At 69.0% G+C, this 15,448-nt stretch carries 15 protein-coding genes; 4 read left to right on the top strand and 11 right to left on the bottom strand.

From position 1 onward, the window contains the following. Positions 1-6: 6 nt before the first annotated feature. From J2X46_RS16380 to J2X46_RS16350, 7 genes are all read right to left on the bottom strand, one after another. A complete protein-coding gene (locus tag J2X46_RS16380) occupies positions 7-189 on the bottom strand; it encodes a DUF6760 family protein (protein WP_310252408.1) in 183 nt (60 codons plus the stop codon). Further along, positions 186-563, bottom strand: coding sequence for a hypothetical protein (locus J2X46_RS16375; RefSeq protein ID WP_310252406.1), 378 nt, complete (start codon positions 561-563; stop codon positions 186-188). The genes J2X46_RS16380 and J2X46_RS16375 overlap by 4 nt, the downstream gene beginning before the upstream one ends. 16 nt (positions 564-579) lie before the next feature. Next, on the bottom strand, positions 580-1,023 hold the full coding sequence (locus J2X46_RS16370; protein WP_310252404.1) for a phage tail protein: 444 nt from the start codon (positions 1,021-1,023) through the stop codon (positions 580-582). A 26-nt stretch (positions 1,024-1,049) separates the two neighbouring features. Further along, positions 1,050-2,594 (bottom strand): phage tail sheath family protein, encoded by a 1,545-nt coding sequence (locus J2X46_RS16365; protein WP_310252402.1) that lies wholly within the window; start codon positions 2,592-2,594, stop codon positions 1,050-1,052. A gap of 67 nt (positions 2,595-2,661) precedes the next feature. Beyond that, positions 2,662-3,354 (bottom strand): hypothetical protein, encoded by a 693-nt coding sequence (locus tag J2X46_RS16360; protein ID WP_310252401.1) that lies wholly within the window; start codon positions 3,352-3,354, stop codon positions 2,662-2,664. Beyond that, a complete protein-coding gene (locus J2X46_RS16355; RefSeq protein ID WP_310252399.1) occupies positions 3,351-3,962 on the bottom strand; it encodes a DUF4255 domain-containing protein in 612 nt (203 codons plus the stop codon). The genes J2X46_RS16360 and J2X46_RS16355 overlap by 4 nt, the downstream gene beginning before the upstream one ends. Next, positions 3,959-6,418, bottom strand: coding sequence for an ATP-binding protein (locus J2X46_RS16350; protein ID WP_310252397.1), 2,460 nt, complete (start codon positions 6,416-6,418; stop codon positions 3,959-3,961). The genes J2X46_RS16355 and J2X46_RS16350 overlap by 4 nt, the downstream gene beginning before the upstream one ends. Positions 6,419-6,643: 225 nt before the next feature. Between J2X46_RS16350 and J2X46_RS16345 the strand changes: the two genes are divergently transcribed. Both J2X46_RS16345 and J2X46_RS16340 read left to right on the top strand, forming a co-directional pair. Next, a complete protein-coding gene (locus J2X46_RS16345; protein ID WP_310252394.1) occupies positions 6,644-6,880 on the top strand; it encodes a hypothetical protein in 237 nt (78 codons plus the stop codon). 57 nt (positions 6,881-6,937) lie between these two features. Continuing rightward, positions 6,938-7,666, top strand: coding sequence for a BTAD domain-containing putative transcriptional regulator (locus tag J2X46_RS16340; RefSeq protein ID WP_310252392.1), 729 nt, complete (start codon positions 6,938-6,940; stop codon positions 7,664-7,666). Here the strand turns inward: J2X46_RS16340 and J2X46_RS16335 are convergent. After that, the gene (locus J2X46_RS16335; RefSeq protein WP_310252390.1) at positions 7,640-8,362 is read right to left on the bottom strand and encodes a BTAD domain-containing putative transcriptional regulator; all 723 of its coding nucleotides are present in this window, start codon (positions 8,360-8,362) and stop codon (positions 7,640-7,642) included. The genes J2X46_RS16340 and J2X46_RS16335 overlap by 27 nt on opposite strands. A gap of 350 nt (positions 8,363-8,712) precedes the next feature. On the opposite strand from J2X46_RS16335, the gene J2X46_RS16330 reads away from it, so the two are divergent. Both J2X46_RS16330 and J2X46_RS16325 read left to right on the top strand, forming a co-directional pair. After that, on the top strand, positions 8,713-9,501 hold the full coding sequence (locus J2X46_RS16330; RefSeq protein ID WP_310252388.1) for a hypothetical protein: 789 nt from the start codon (positions 8,713-8,715) through the stop codon (positions 9,499-9,501). Positions 9,502-10,994: 1,493 nt separating this feature from the next. After that, the gene (locus J2X46_RS16325) at positions 10,995-12,134 is read left to right on the top strand and encodes an NAD(P)/FAD-dependent oxidoreductase (protein ID WP_310252386.1); all 1,140 of its coding nucleotides are present in this window, start codon (positions 10,995-10,997) and stop codon (positions 12,132-12,134) included. A 7-nt stretch (positions 12,135-12,141) separates the two neighbouring features. Here the strand turns inward: J2X46_RS16325 and J2X46_RS16320 are convergent, their stop codons facing one another. The 3 genes from J2X46_RS16320 to J2X46_RS16310 are packed head-to-tail and all read right to left on the bottom strand — an operon-like array spanning position 12,142 to position 15,376. After that, positions 12,142-12,939 carry an SDR family oxidoreductase gene (locus J2X46_RS16320; protein WP_310252384.1) on the bottom strand — a complete coding sequence of 266 codons (798 nt, stop codon included), beginning with the start codon at positions 12,937-12,939 and terminating at the stop codon, positions 12,142-12,144. Then, positions 12,936-13,790: an enoyl-CoA hydratase/isomerase family protein gene (locus J2X46_RS16315; RefSeq protein ID WP_310252383.1), complete on the bottom strand. Its 855-nt coding sequence runs from the start codon at positions 13,788-13,790 to the stop codon at positions 12,936-12,938. Before J2X46_RS16315 ends, J2X46_RS16320 begins: the two co-directional genes overlap by 4 nt. Then, on the bottom strand, positions 13,787-15,376 hold the full coding sequence (locus J2X46_RS16310; RefSeq protein WP_310252381.1) for an AMP-binding protein: 1,590 nt from the start codon (positions 15,374-15,376) through the stop codon (positions 13,787-13,789). The genes J2X46_RS16315 and J2X46_RS16310 overlap by 4 nt, the downstream gene beginning before the upstream one ends. Positions 15,377-15,448: the final 72 nt, after the last annotated feature.

Here is a 15,448-nt window from a genome sequence, read left to right as displayed (position 1 = left end):
CGGACCTCACACCACGTCGAGCAGGCTCGGGGCCCGGTCGTTGAAGCGACGGTTGATCGACGAGATCTCCTCGCACCAGCGACGTCGCTCGCCGTGCTCGAGGGCCATCAGCTCGTCGCGCGACCAGTGGAAGTGGAAGGCGATGAACGCCATCTCCTCGTAGAGCTGGTCGACCGGGTAGAGGATCACCGGACGACACCTCCAGCCGTGTCGAACCCGTTGAGCCCGACCGGCTCGCGTGGGTCTGCCTCCTCGCCCGGGGCGAAGGCATCGGTCGAGTCGCCGTTGAGCCGTTCGTAGAGGCCCTGGAGGTGGCTCAGGTCCGACGCGAAGAGGCCCTCGACGACCTTGGTGTTGATCGACTGGACGGAGCCCAGCCGGGTGATGACCCGTGCCAGCACGATGATCGTGAGGTAGGCAGGATTCTGCTGCACCCGGGGGTCCTTGAGCGGCAGGATCTCGTCGGCCGCGGTGGCCAGGCGCATCACACCGTCGCGGTGGAGCGACCCCTCGTCGTCCAGGTAGCCCTTCGGCAGGGTGAACTCGACCTCTGTCTGGAACATCTCGTCCCACCTCCTCTCACTGGATCCGCTTGATGCCCTCGTTGCACAGCTCGAGCGTGTCGATGGCGACCTCGTTGCCCTTGCCGTTCAGGTCGGTGGGGTCGTACTTGCACGGCCACGCCTTGGTGAGCTCCCACGCCGCCTTGTCCTGGCCGGCCTCGTCCTGGAGCCGGATCACGACGCTGCGCCGGGCGTCGTCGAGCGGCGTGACGCCGTCGACGACCAGCTGGTGCCAGTTCGCAAGCTCGAGGTTGTCCGTGACGCCCCACTTGAGTGTCACGTTGGCGTACTTGGTCAGCCCGTTGAGCTTGCGCACCGTCATGAAGCTCTCGTCGCCCTCGCGGTACTCGATGGGCTCGTTGGAAAGATCTCCGATCGCCACCTCCGCGAAGCCGGCCTGCTGGATCTGGTCGATCTCCAGTCGGTACCGGAAGTTCCGTAGTGGGTCTTGGCGTGCCATGGGGTTGCTCCGTTCTCGGGTCCGGGCTACGAGGTGGCTTCCTGGGTCTGCTGGTAGACCCGGAAGATGACGAACTCGGCGGGACGGACGGGCGCGATGCCGATCTCGACGATCAAGCGGCCGTTGAGGATGTCGTCCTCGGTCATGGTCGCCCGACCGACGACGACCCGGAACGCCTCCTCCTCCTTCTCGCCGAACAGCGCTCCCTCGCGCCACTGGGTGCGCAGGAAGAGGGTGATGGTCTGCTGGACCCGGGCCCACAGGCGGGGGTCGTTCGGCTCGAAGACCACCCACTGGGTCGAGTAGTAGATCGAGGCCTCCAGGAAGATGAACAGCCGCCGGACGTTCGTGTACTTCCAGAGCGGGTCGCTGGAGAGCGTCCGGGCACCCCACACGCGGATGCCGCGGCCCGGGAAGCGTCGGATGGCGTTGACGCCCCGCGGGTTGAGCACCTCCTGCGTGCCGGTGGTGACCTCGTACTCGAGATCGATGGCCCCGGCCACCACCTCGTTGGCCGGCGCCTTCCACACCCCGGTGGTGTTGTCGGTCAGAGCGTAGATCCCGCAGACCGCGCCGCCCGGCGGGATCTTCCTGCGCGCGCCGCTTCGCGGGTCGCTGACGAAGATCCACGGGTAGTAGAAGGACGCATAGGTGCTGTCCCGGAGGGTGGTCCGTGGGTCCAGGTTGCTCGCGTCGGCCTGGTCGGCGTCCGAGTCCACGACGGCGAAACGGAACCGGTTGCGCTCGCAGTGGGTGATCACCGCCTGGACGACGTCGGACGCCGCAGCGGGGGCGTGGACGATGGCGACGTCGCGATAGCGGTCCAGGGCGAGCGCGGCGAGCCCGGTCCGCTGGTTCGGGTCCTGGGCCTCGCCCAAGAAGCTCGGGAGCGTCAGCGCGTCGTCGTCGGCTCCGTCGGCGAGCACCGCTGACGTCGCGCCGCCGGGGAGCTGAGGAGGTGCGGCACCCGACGCCTCGATCTCCACGAACGCCGAGTTTCCGTTGACCCGCTTCTCGAAGTACGACGGCGACGCGGGGTCGATGCTGAGGTCGTCGAAGTCCTCGGTCACGTTCGGCCGGGGGCCGGGCGGGTCACCGCCGGCGTCGTCTGCGGCCTGGACGTCGTACGGGATGTTCGGCGCGGCCTTCGCCCAGTACCAGACCCGTAGCCGGAACCCGATCGGGTCGCCCGCGGCGTTGCGCGTCGTGCCGGGCTCGATACGAGCCTGCACCCGGTGGTACGCCGTGCCCACTCCGGTCGCGGTCAGGGTGAAGCCCGCCAGGTCGACGTTCGCCGCGACGGCATTCGCCCCGCTGATGCGGGCGATGTAGACCCGGCGGCCGCCGTTGTCGAAGAACGCCCGCACCGAGTACGGAAGGAAGGCGCTGTCGCTGAAGATGTCACCGAAGTAGCGCAGGTACTCGCTGTAGCTGGTCACGAGGCGGGGGCGGCTCGGCCCCAGCTCGGTAGCGCCGAGGAACGCGGCCGTGCTGGTGGCGACCCCTTCGATGGGCTTGGGGCCACGTTCGATCTCCTCGACGTAGACACCGGGTGCTAGGTACTCGGGCATCAGTTACCTCCTCGGGAACGGGATGGACGGGTGGGTTGGCCGGTCGGGATGCGGGTGTCGGCCACGGTCAGGACCCGTCCGTGAAGGGCGGCTCGTTGGCGCCGTCGAGGACGAGGGGGTCGGCGAACACGTGCTCGCGGCCGTACCGGAGCTGCACGACCAGGTCACGGCGCGGGTTCGCGCCACGGTTGAGGGTGATCGTGGTCTCGACCGGGTCGGCCAGGTCCCCGTCGTCGGCCGGCTCCAGACGCAGGGCCACGGCGAAGCCGCCACGCGCGTCGGTGATGCCGACGAACTCGGGATCGCCGGCCGCGGGTGCTGCGCCGTCACCCCGGCGTGGCACTGCCACGACCTCGATCCCGGACGCCGACGCGCCGGCAGCACTCCGGGTGACGACACCTCGCACCGTGGTCGTGCCCGGGTCGATCGAGGAGTCCGAGCGGCTGGCCAACCACACGATCCGCCGGCGGCTCGCCTCGACCGGTCGGAAGGTCACGGGGAACGGCCCGGCGTAACCGGCCGCGGTCGGGTCGATCCGGAACGTGTAGTCCTGCCCGAGCGGCCGGTTGAGCAGCACCAGCCCGCCGCTCTGGTTGCGGATCATGCGATCCGGGAGCGCGCGGTCGGTCGTCGGGTCCCAGAGCACGGCCGTCACCCCGGACGTCACGGCCCGCCGGCTCGCCCGGTCGGCCGGCACCAGCACGGCCGTGACCTCGTCGACCCGCGGGCCGAGGGCCGGGAACTCGATCGCGCCCGTCACGGTCCGACCTCCGGGAGCGAGCGGTCACGGAACACGTTCCCGGTGCCGGTGAGCACGCCGCCACGGAGGCGTCGCTGGGTGACCGGCGCTGCGGGTGTCGGCGCCGCGAAAGTGATGACGACGGGGCTCGCCAGGTACACGATCGACGACTGGTAGGGCGTCGTGGGGAACAGTCCCCAGACCCGACTCATCTCCTCCATCGGGTACGGCTCTGGCGTGAGGCGCACGGTCTGGCCGGGGAGCACAGGGTCGGTGTACGTCGGCTGCGCGGCCAACGCCTGCACGAGCTTCCCGAGCACCCGCAGCTCCACCGGGTCGGCGGCGTTGGGCGGTCGACGGAAGACCGAGACGACGTAGCGCAGGTCCAGCGGCAGACCCTCGGACACGGCCAGCAGGTCGTCGGGTCCACCGCCGGGCGGGTCGACGTACTGGTCGACGTTGCGCAGCTCCCGGTTGGGCTCGACGTGGAAGAGGAAGAGCGTGATCGACTCCGCTGCGGTGAGGTCGGCGCCGACCGGGGGTCCGACGTGCACTGCGCCGGCTCCCACGACGGCCTCGATGCGGACGCGGATCGCCGAGGTCAGGTCGGCGATCGCATCGGCGCTCATGCCGCACCTGCCCGTGCCGCGCGACCTTCGAGTGCCCGTCCGGCATCGAACATCCCGAGCTTGTCCAGCTCACGCTGGGTCGCGGCCAGGACGTGGCGCATCTCGATGGCTCCACCGTCCACCGCCGCGAAGGCGGCGTGCAGCGCGATCTGTTGGATCGTCCCACCGGTCAGCTGCAGGCGACGCCCCAGGAAGCCGAAGTCGATGTCGTCCGCCAGCGGGGCACGGACCGGGAACGCCTGGCGCCAGATGACCTCTCGCGCCGCGGCGTCGGGCAAGGGGAAGTCGACGAGGAAGCGCAGGCGCCGGAGGAAGGCATCGTCGATGTTCTGCTTGAGGTTCGTCGTGAGGATCGCGATGCCCTCGAAGGCCTCCATCCGCTGGAGCAGGTAGGCGACCTCCACGTTGGCATGCCGGTCGTGTGCGTCCTTCACGTCGGACCGCTTGCCGAACAACGCGTCCGCCTCGTCGAACAGCAGCAGTGCGCCGCGCCGTTCCGCCACGCGGAAGGCCGTGTCGATGTTCTTCTCGGTCTCGCCCAGGTACTTCGACACGGTCCGTGAGAGGTCGACGAGCAACAGCTCCACACCCAGCTCGCGCGCGAGGACCTGGGCCGCCATCGTCTTACCGGTCCCGCTCGCACCGCTGAACAGCGCCGACACCCCCCGTCCATAGGTCAACCGGTCGACGAAGCCCCACCGGTCGAGCACCGAGGCCGACCAGGTGAAGTGGGCCGCGATCGAGCGCAGCTCGGTCTTGGCCTTGTCCGCCAGGACCAGGTCGTCCCAGGTGAACCTGGTCGCGACGCACCTCACGCTCGGCGGTAGCGCGTCCTTGTCCTGGTCGACGGCGATGTGCCGCAGGAGCGGGGCGATCGGCTCCCCCGCTTCCCGTGGCTGCCGCGCGAGACTGGCGACGGCGTCGGCGATCTCGGACGGGCCGAGCGGGAGGGTCGAGGCCAGCGCGGTCGCGTCGACCTCGGAGAGGACGAGCCCGTTGCTGGCAGCCGCGGCTGACCACATGTCGATGCGCTCGACGACGTCCAGCTCCGGTCGGGACAGCACGACTGCCCTGGTGTCCACCTCTGCCTCGGGGCACGGTCCGTCGTACGCAACCGCGACGACCGACCCGTCGAACGCGCCGAACGACTCACCCAGGCGCCGGCGGTCGGGCGCTGTCAGCTCGCGCACCCCCCGCAGCTGGAGCCCGGCACCGGTCAAGGCCGCGCAGCAGAGCCAGCCGGCGACGACCTCGTCCACCGGGAGACCCTCCACCGCGGCAAGATCACCGTCGATCAGCATGAGCCCCGCAGCGGACGCAACTCGTTCGAACCACGGTCCACCGGGTTCGGCCAGGCGTACGAGCGCAGTGCGGTCGGCTGCCTCGACGGCGGCGACCAACCGCTGGGCCGTCAGCCCCTCCGCGCGGCTGGCCGTGACGACGGCGCCTCGGGACGACACGAGGCGGGCCCCGGTCGCCCGGACCGCCATCTCGGCGGTCGGCGCGTACAGCGCCGCGACCAGCGCGGGGAGGGGCAGCAGACCCGCCTCGACCAGGGGGACGGTCGGATCCCGTCGATCCGGGAGCAGGAGCCGACGGTCCAGAAGTGACCCGGGGGCGCCGAGCTCCTGCCGGCAGTGCCACGCGCCGGATCGTGTCGTGAGGAGCTCGTCGAGCAGCGTGAGGCTGGGCCTACGTCGGTTCAGGTCGTCATGGAGGACCCCGATCGCGACCCCGAACCGGCCATCGAGCTCGGGGGCCAGCGCCAGCAGCAGCGCCCGCAGCTCGCCGTCGCCCAGCCCGAAGACGCGGGCGGCCGTCGTGAGGACATCGGGGAGTCCACGCCGATCGACGACCAGGTCACGATCGACGTCGGCCAACCGGCCTCTCAGCTCGTCGATGGAGCAGGCCGCGAGCCCGAGTCCGGCAAGGGCGTCACCCGGCGAGGCCGTCCACCCGGCGAACGATGGCTCACCGGCCTGGTCCGCCCGCTCCAGCAACCGCGCACCGAGGACCAGCTCGAGCCACGTCACCATCGGAGCGAGGTCGGCCGGAGGGGTGCCGGCCGGGGTCGGGTCGGTGTCGCCCGGGTGGTCGGTGGACTCGACGTCTCCCGACGGCGTGGATCCGTCTCCGGTGCGGGACGGATCCACCAGGTGCAGACGTGCGCCCCTCCGCGTGCCGGCGCCCGCGGCGTCCCTGCCACCCAGCTCCTCGATGAGCCGCACCAGGTGTTGGGCGCTGGGATCGTCGACGGCGATCACCGCCCGTCTGCCGGCGTCGTTGAGAAGGACGACCGACACGTGCTCGGCGCGGTCCAGCAGGTCGAGCGCCCAACCCAGCTCGACACCCTCTCCGATGACGACGACGGGGCGGTCCCCCACGATCAGGTCGTCCACGGCGGCATGGTCGGCGGCTTCCACCGTGTCGAACTGGCCCGAGTCGGCAAGGAACATGCGAAGGCCGTTCGCGAACGGTGAGCTCGCGAAGGGTCCAGCGATGATGGCGCGCGTTCGGCTCATGGAGGCGGTCTTCCCGGACGGTCAGCTCGGTCACACGATCGTGCGGCGGGCCACCCCCGGCGAGCCATGGATCGCAGGATCCAAAACCGATCCAGGAGGATCCAGCCGTGGTCCCGGTCCGGTGACGCGCGTGTGACGCGCCTCCCCCACAGTGCGTCGGTGCCTCCAGACCGGCCCATGGACCACGACGTGATCGTGGTGCTGCGACTCTGGACGGAGGCCCACGACCCGCGACCCCGTGCGCGTCTGCTGACCGGCGCCGGCGAGGCCGGCGAACCGTTGATGGGCACCACCGCCATCCTCGAGGCGCTCGAGCGGGTGGTGCGGTCCTTCGAGCTGGACGCGACGTCCGGTGACGGCGGGCACGCTGAGACGCGGGTGCAGCGTCCGCGGTGACGCTCCCGAGGCGCCTGTCGGGGCATCCTGAACGCTCGCTGCGACCGAGGGGGCCGAATGCCCGACGTTCGACTTCACCTGCTGGGCGGGTTCGAGCTCACGATCGACGGCCACCGCGCCCCGACGCTGCAGCCCGGTGTGCAGCGGCTTCTCGCGTTCGTCGCACTGACCGCTCGTGGCGTCGAGCGGGACTTCGCCTCCCAGCAGCTGTGGCCGGACAGCTCGGAGCCGCGCGCGCGGGCCAACCTCCGCTCCTCGCTGTGGCGACTGCGGAGGCTGGACGTGGAGCTGATCGAGACGAGCCCGACCCGGCTCAGGCTGGCGGAGTCCGTGTGGGTCGACACACGTGACGTCGTCGGCGAGCTGACGGCGTCCGCGAAGGGCGGGCTCGACAACCCGGTCGCCTTCGACTTCCTCTTCGTCGATCTGCTACCGGACTGGTACGACGACTGGCTCACGATCGAGCGCGAGAAGGTGCGTCAGCTGACCCTGAGGGTGCTCGAGACCCAGGCCCGGCGCGCGCTCGCCCGTGGTGATGCGTCGGAGGCGATCCAGCTGGCGTTGACGGCCATGGCGATCGACCCGCTGCGCGAGACCCCGTGCCGGCTGGTGATGGAGGCACATCTCTCCGAAGGCAACGAGTTCGACGCGCAGCGCACCCTGGACAGCTACCGGCAGCGACTGGCCTGCGATCCGCGGCTCGCAGGGTCGGCCGACGCCCTGACGCTCCTCGCGCGAACGCCCCGCCCGCCGGCCCTGTCATTCGGCGAGTCCGTCGCGGGGTGAGCGTCCGGCGACCAGGGCACTCAGCACCGGCGACGGTCGCACGCCGAGGTCCCTCGAGAGGAGGTCGCAGAACGCGGCGAACTGCCGTCGCGCGTCCGCTGCGTTCCCCTCGGCCAGGTGCGCCTCGATCAGCACGCGCTGGGCGCTCTCCCGCAACGGGTCCGCGGCCACAGCGGCCAGGCCCGCCTCGACGGCCTCGGCATGACGGTTCTCTCGACTGAGCCGGACCGACATCGCCTCGATCGCGTGGATCCGCAACTGCCTGACCCGCTCACGCTCGAAGACCACCCAGTCGTCCTCCCAGCTGGGGAGGACGTCGTTCGAGAACAGCTCGAGGAGCTCGGCCGACTCCGCAGGCTCGCCGACGCGCGTGTCCCGGGCGACATCCAGCAGCTCCCGGGCCCGATCCAGGACGTCGGCCACGTCGACGCCCACGTCGAGGCGGAGGGAGAGCCGGTCCGTGGGAGCAGCGATGACCCGCTCCCTGATGGCGTGGAGCTTCCACAGGGCAGCCCTGAGGTTGGCGATGGCACGCTGGTCCGTCATCTCGTGCCACAGGATGCGAGCCACGTGGGGGCGCTGCTGCGGTCGCGTGTGCAGGCCGAGGAACGCCAGCACGCGCTGGCTGCTCGCTGGCACGACCACGCCCTCACCGTCGATGACGAGCTGGAACCCCCCGAGGAGGCTCAGCCGCACGTGAGGTGCGTCCGTCCGCCCGACCGTGCCGAGCGTGGCCGCCCGACTCCGGGTGTCAGTCCCGGGCGGATCGGGTGCGGCGCCTTCATGGCCCATCGCAATCGCCCCCGAAGGCATCCCTCGTCACGGCGGTGGCGCCGCGGCGTCGCCCCGCTCCACTCCCAATGGCTGGTCGACTCTCATCTGACACGATGCCGCTAGGTAAAGAGATGGTCAATGCGAGCGACCACCTGCTCTGGACCAGCCTTGACGGACGGCGCAACACCCGCCCCTGACGGGGTCGTGACGGCGGCGTGACGCCGGGTCCCGAGACTCGTGCTCCCGCTGTCCCCTGGACGGGAGAAGGTCAGATGCCCATTGATCCCACACTCCCGGTCGTCGCGATCTTCGGCAGCAACTTCGGTGACCCGGCCCCGCCCCAGGAGGTCATGGCGGCCGAGCTGCTGGCGGCTGAGCTGCTGGCAGCGGCGATCCACCGCGCGGGCGCCCTGGTGCTCTGCGGTGCCGCGCCTGTAGATCCGTACGACGACAAGCCCGACACGGTCAAGGACCGGGCGGCCTACACCCTGAGAGACTCAGGCGACGGGGAGCGGGCTGCGTGGATCGGCGTCGCCAGCTCCGGCAAGGCCCGAGCGCCCCTAGATCACGGGACGTCGGGGGTGGTGGTCACCCCGGGAGGGAGACACCGACGGAACTTCGTCGAGGCCTGCCTGTGCGACGCCGCCGTTGCGATCGGCGGCACCAGCCCCGGGACCGCCTCGGAGGCCCTGTTCTCCCGGTACCTACGGCGCCGTGTGGCGCTCGTGGCACACCAGCCTGACCCAGCGCGGACGCTCGGCGACCTGAGGGACCGGATGGGCGACCGAGTGCTGCCGAAGGGCGACCGGCAGGTCCTGGACCGCGGGATCGCCCGCGCCCTCAGGTGGGCCGAAGCGTCCACCAAGCACATCAAGGAGCGGGCGCTGCCCACCGACGACGCCAGCGCCGACCAGATCGTGGCGAAGCTGCTCCGCAACCTCGAGATCCGTCAGCCCAGACCTGACTACCCGACTCTCGTCGACGAGTCGACATGGGACGACTACCTGCGCCTGGCACTCGTCACGGCGATCCCTTCGCGCACAATGCCGAACCGGCTCTGACCAGCGTTTTCGCTGGCCAGAGCCGGTTCACTCGGTCGGGCTGACAGGATTTGAACCTGCGACCCCCTGATTCCCGGCCACCGTCGATGCCGTACCAAGACATGTGCCCTGTTTTGCTCCGATGTGGCTCTGACCTGCGACAACTGCGCGTACTCCCCCACTACCTCCTCGGCGTGTGCGTCCCCCTCCGTTCCCGTATGCGCGGATTTGAGCGGGGTTTACGGTCCATAAACGTGCCACGGTTCAAAAGCGTCCACGCTCCAACCCAGCACTGCCTCGGCGGGCTAACGGCCGCACCACCAATTGTTGGCCCAGTGCGCGGAAGCTCCGGTCAGCGTCGCGCACAACGAAGCGCGACGCCGGGCCCGCGAGGTATCGGCGAGAACGTCGGCGCCAACGAGTTCAGCCGGCCATCGGCGTCCCGCGACTTTCTCCTGGATGACTCCTACTCCCCCGGCGGCGTCGTCCTCGGCGGCGGATACATCCGCCGCAACCTTGCCGCCTCGCGGCCGCTCAACTGCCCTCCACACCACTCCACGGCTTCGGCCATGGGAACACCCTCGACTCTCGCCATCTGGTCAATCGCAGCAGCCGCGCGAGACTCGGCTGTCGCAACAGCAGCATCTCGATCCGCCAGCGCCGTGAGGACTTCAACAGCGAGATCTTCGAGTCGCTTAGCTCTTGCAAGGAGTGACGCTCTCCGCCGGGACGCGACAGTTCGTGCCTCACGACGAGCGCGCTGTCTGTCGACCTGCTGACTCACGACCGCCCTCCACAGTCCGGGTTGCAGACCTACGTGTCCGTCGCGGCGGCTGCGTTCAGTCACCCAAGAGAAGGCCGAGCAGCAAGCGCTCGATTTCGATGAGCTCTGGGTGCGCAGTTGACTTTGCCTGCACGGCCCCCGGTTCTCCCCTGACCGACTCACCCCGGATGGGACGCGCGACTGATCGAGACAAGCATCTGCATGGGGTTCCTGTCGATGCCACGAACTAGCCCGTCGATGCCCGGGGCCGCCATATGGGAACTTCTCATGCCGTCGTCGCCTGGGCTTTCCCGGCAGCCTTTTGGCGATGCGCTCGTGCTGCGAAGCCTTGGTCCGCAGTTCTACCAACAATCTCATCCTGCATAGCCACCACAGGATTCGCGCGCAGACGCCGGACGTAGATCCGGGCGCCCTGGTGACGACCTGCCCAAGATGCTCTTCAGCCGAAGGCGAGGCGCACGCGCCGCCGCCCGGAGGTCCCGACCGCGTGCGAACAATTCGCACGCATGGCGCCACTACTACGCATCGGTCTTGCTGGTCGCAGGCAAGAACAGGCCCTGGGCAATGCCTCGGTCACCCCCGACCCCGAATTCACCATGAGGACGTACACCCACCTGATGCCGAAGTGCTCGGAGCACACACGGGCAGCAATCGATGCCGCCTGGGTTGAAGAAGGACCACATCCGACATAGCGTCTATTTCATCAACCGATGAAATAGGAGTGGATCCTATGAAACCGTCTGTCCTCGTGGCTGGTGCAGGTCCCACAGGTCTCACCGCCGCACTCGAGCTCGCACGAGCGGATCACGACGTCATGATCGTGGACGCAAAGCCGTCCGGAGCAAACACCTCTCGTGCCGCTGTGATCCACGCACGAACCCTGGAGGTCCTCGAACCGTCCGGGGTGACGAGTGAGCTGATCGAACGCGGGTTGAAGGTCTCCACGTTCACCGTCCGCGACCGCGATCGCTCGCTTCTCTCGATCGGGTTCGGGAACCTCGACACGGCGTATCCCTACACGTTGATGCTGTCCCAGGCAGAGACTGAGTCCGTCCTGGTCAGCGCACTCGCCGACCACGGAGTCGCGGTGCGCCGGCCAGCCCGGGTCGTCGGGGTGAGCCAACGATTGACTGGCGTGCAGGCCATGCTGGAGGACGGATCCGTCGTGGCGGCGGACTACCTCGTGGCAGCCGACGGTGCGCAGAGCACGGTCCGCGATGCTTTGGGCATCCCGTTCACGGGAGGCACCTACGACGAGTCCTTCGTGCTGGCTGACGTACGCCTGACCGGTGGGATGCCGCGCGACCAGGTCTTCTTGTTCTTCTCCCCGGCTGGACTCGTGGTCGTGGCTCCGCTGCCTGGTGGATTCCACAGGGTCGTTGCCACGGTGGACGAGGCGCCGGAGTCCCCGGGCATCGAGTTCGTGCAGTCCATCCTCGACACTCGAGGACCGGTCCAGCAGCCGGCCTCGGTGCAGCAGGTGCTCTGGGGCTCCCGCTTCCGCGTCCACCACCGGGTCGCAGACCGGTTCGGCGAGGACCGCATCCTCCTGGTCGGAGACGCAGCACACGTGCACTCCCCGGCGGGCGGCCAAGGTATGAACCTCGGTATCGAGGACGGTTCGCTGGCTGCAGCGGCCGTGGATCTGGCGGCTGCCGGGCACCCTGATGCGATGTCTCGTTACGCGACCGACCGACCGCAGGTCGCAGCGTCGGTGGTCTCGCTTGCGGACCGGCTCACGCGGCTCGCCACCGCACCGCACATCGTCCGTCCCGTCAGGAACACAGCCATCGGGCTGCTTGACCACTCATCACGGTTCAAGGACACCCTGGCCCAACAGCTGGCCGGTCTCTCGAGAGGCGTTGCCTGATTCGCGATCAGACGGCTGAGATGCCCCCGTTGACGCTGATGGTCTGTCCGGTGAGCTTCGCGGCGGCGGGCCCAGCCAGGTAGACCACGAGGGCCGCGACGTCCTTGGGCTCGCACACACCCAGATGCGCCTGCTCAGCCGCCTTCTCGAAGAGCTTCTTGCTGAAACCCGTCTCGAGCACTTTGGCGGTCGTCTCGGTCCCCATGACCAGGGAGGGCGTCACGGTGTTGACTCGGATGCCGTCCCTCTTGCCCTCGACGGCGGCCACCCGACTGAACATGCAGATCGCGGCCATGCCGGCACCGATGGCGGCCTCTCCGGGCGTTGCCGTCTTGCCGGCGTCCGAGGCCACGTTGATGATGCTTCCACCCCCCTGCCGACGCATGATCGTCATCGCGGCATGCGTGAGCACGAGTGCGGGATCGGCAAACGCCGCCACGGTCGCCACGATCTCTCCTGCGCTTTGACGGAGCAGGAGCTCCGGACGGACGTCCGGGGCGACGGAGCAGACCACGACGTCGACGGCTCCGAAGTGTTTTTCGACGTCTCGGAAGGTAGCCGACACCTCGTCCGGGTCGGCGGCGTCTGCCGACAGGAAGAGGACTTCCGCCTCGGGGCACGCCGCTGCCACCTCGTCGCGCGCGACGACGCCACGTTCGGTGCGTCGACCGAGGAGGACCAGGCGTCGTACGCCGGCGGCGGCGAAGGCGTGGGCGCTGGCCAGACCGATTCCCGAGGTCCCGCCAGCGATCACGACCACGGCGTCGGAATAGTCGCGAACCACGACCGCGCCGGTGCCTGTCATGCGAGTTCCGTCGGCGTGCTACCCGTACGCCCTTTGTCGACCCGGTCGAAGAACTCCTGCGACCGACCCATCACCGCGGGATTGGAGGCACACAGGGCGTATCCCCACATCGCCTCGACGCGGAGCTGGTCATGGAGGGGTCGGCCGATGATCTCGAGGATTGTCTCCTTGGCCGACTCGACCGCGGCCTGGTCGCACCGGAGGATGTTGTCGACGACCTTCTGCACCTCGTCCATCAGCTCGTCGTGGGGTACGACGGCGTTGATCATGTTCGCCGTGTAAGCACGTTCGGCCGACACAGGGTTGCCCGTCAGGAGGAGCTCCATCGCGAATCCGACACCGCAGCTGTTGACCAGGCGCACGATCCCCCCGTCGGCCGGGTGCATTCCGCGGCGCACCTCGAAGGTCCCGAACTGGGCTCGGTCGCTCGCGATGCGCAGGTCGCACGCCATCGCGAGCTCGACGCCGTGACCAACGCACCACCCGTTGATGGCGGCGACGATCGGCTTCTTGATGCTGGCGAGAGGACCCCGGGTGATGCCGCTGACGCCGTCGTCAAGTCGCTCCCGACCGACCATGGGCCCCACCGTCTGCCACTCGGGTGCGTGGGTTCGCAGGTCTGCTCCTGAGGTGAAGGCATCGCCCGCACCGGTGATGACGGCCACGCGCAGGTCTTCGTCATCGCGGAAGTCTGCCCATATCTCACAGAGACGCTCGTGCGCCTCGATGTCGACGGCATTCTTCACTTCTGGCCGGTTCAGCGTGATCCAGGCGATCGGTCCGCGCTTCTCGTAGAGCACCTTCTCGGTCGACGCGTCCGTGCGTCCATCGGCGGATACTTCTGTCGTCACTGTGATGTCATCCCTTCACGCACGGCCTGCTGCCGTAGCTCGACCTTGCGGACCTTGCCGGACGAGGTCATCGGGAGCCCGTCGACCACATGGATCACCTTCGGGACCTTGTAGGCGGCGATGAGGCTGCGTGTGTGCTCCTTCAACTCCTCCGCGAGCTCGGCGGGATCGGCTTCAGTCGCGGACGGCGACGGCACGACGTACGCCGTGACCACCTCACCCCACTTCTCGTCGGGCGAACCAACGACCGCGACCATCGCGACCTTGTCGCTCCGCTGCAGCGCGCGCTCCACCTCGACCGAGTACACGTTCTCCCCTCCGGTGACGACCATGTCCTTGAGCCGGTCCACCAGGAAGAGGTAGCCGCCCTCGTCGAGGTAGCCGAGGTCACCCGTCGCGTACCAGCCGTCGTTCATGACGTTCGCGGTCTCGCTCGGCTTCCCGAGGTATCCCGCCATCACCATCGGCGACCGGACGAGGACCTGGCCGGTCACCCCCACCCCGACCTCGGCACCGTCGAGGTCGACGACCTTGATCTCGACAAGGGGTACGGGCTTGCCGGCCGATGCCTTCACGGGGAGTCGTTGCTCGTCGGTGGTGGCGTGGTCGTCGGGCCGCAGGATGGAGATGATGTAGGTCTCGGTGGTTCCGTAGAACTGCCGGAGCTCGCAGCCCAGCACCTCGAGGGCCCGGTCGATGACGCTCGTCGGCATCGGCGACCCCGCGTAGATCAGTGTGCGCAGGCTGGAGAAGTCGGTGGACGAGGCCGCGTCGCTCCCGACCAGGAACTGGATCGCCGTCGGCACCAGGCACGCCACCGTCGGGCGCCATCGCTCGACGGCAGCGAGGACTGCTGCGGGCTCGAAGGCAGGCACCATGGCAACGGTCGCGCCGTGGTAGAGCGCTGGGAGCGAGACCCAGGTGCCGGCCAGGTGGAAGTTCGGCATGACCATGAGGAGAACGTCGTCCGGTGACCACGAGATGGTCGGCTCCAGCTCGTCGCTGAGGATGCTGAGGCTGAAAGCCTCGTTCAGCACCATCGCGCCCTTGGGACTGCCAGTGGTTCCCGAGGTGTACGCGAGCAGTGCAACGTCGTGTCCGCGGGCAGGCGTGACCTCTCCCCCTGCTCGGCTACTCGCCCAGGGGGCCAGGCCGGGTCCGGAGTCCGCGACCGAGGTGAACGGCACGACCTCGATGTCGTCTTCAACGATCGCGGCGACAGCCTGCATCGTGTCGGCGTGGTCCGCATCGACGAAGACCACACCTGGAGCTGCATCGCGGACGACGTCGGCGAGCTCGGCCACGGGGCTACGCCAGTTGAGGGGTACGAACGGAAGACCTGCGCGCCCGGCGCCGAACCAGACCTCCCACACCTCCGGGACATTCTTGCCCAAAAAGCCCACCGGACGACGCACGTCCGCACCCGCGCGCCCTGTCAGCGCTGCGGCCAGCCCGGCGACGCGTGCCTCGAGCTCGGCGTACGTGACGTCAGCATGGCCTGCCCGGACCGCCACCTTGTCGGGGGTCCGGTCCTTCCAATAGGCCGGAATCTGGTGAAGTGCCCTGATCTCGGGGTGCAGCCACATGACCGATCTCCTGTCGCCGAAAACTGAATCCAGATTCAGTTATCTCGTCGAGTGTCGACCGGCTGGCTTCGG

Origin of the sequence: Nocardioides sp. BE266, assembly GCF_031457855.1 — a bacterium.
In the GTDB taxonomy this organism is placed as follows: domain Bacteria; phylum Actinomycetota; class Actinomycetes; order Propionibacteriales; family Nocardioidaceae; genus Nocardioides.
This window is presented reverse-complemented; position numbering and strand designations above follow the sequence as displayed.

Bases quoted from the DNA above. Each gene is read 5' to 3' on its own strand.
- J2X46_RS16375 (WP_310252406.1), bottom strand. From the start codon at position 563: ATGTTCCAGACAGAGGTCGAGTTCACCCTGCCGAAGGGCTACCTGGAC.
- J2X46_RS16370 (WP_310252404.1), bottom strand. From the start codon at position 1,023: ATGGCACGCCAAGACCCACTACGGAACTTCCGGTACCGACTGGAGATC.
- J2X46_RS16365 (WP_310252402.1), bottom strand. From the start codon at position 2,594: ATGCCCGAGTACCTAGCACCCGGTGTCTACGTCGAGGAGATCGAACGT.
- J2X46_RS16355 (WP_310252399.1), bottom strand. From the start codon at position 3,962: ATGAGCGCCGATGCGATCGCCGACCTGACCTCGGCGATCCGCGTCCGC.
- J2X46_RS16350 (WP_310252397.1), bottom strand. From the start codon at position 6,418: ATGTTCCTTGCCGACTCGGGCCAGTTCGACACGGTGGAAGCCGCCGAC.
- J2X46_RS16340 (WP_310252392.1), top strand. From the start codon at position 6,938: ATGCCCGACGTTCGACTTCACCTGCTGGGCGGGTTCGAGCTCACGATC.
- J2X46_RS16330 (WP_310252388.1), top strand. From the start codon at position 8,713: ATGCCCATTGATCCCACACTCCCGGTCGTCGCGATCTTCGGCAGCAAC.
- J2X46_RS16325 (WP_310252386.1), top strand. From the start codon at position 10,995: ATGAAACCGTCTGTCCTCGTGGCTGGTGCAGGTCCCACAGGTCTCACC.
- J2X46_RS16320 (WP_310252384.1), bottom strand. From the start codon at position 12,939: ATGACAGGCACCGGCGCGGTCGTGGTTCGCGACTATTCCGACGCCGTG.
- J2X46_RS16310 (WP_310252381.1), bottom strand. From the start codon at position 15,376: ATGTGGCTGCACCCCGAGATCAGGGCACTTCACCAGATTCCGGCCTAT.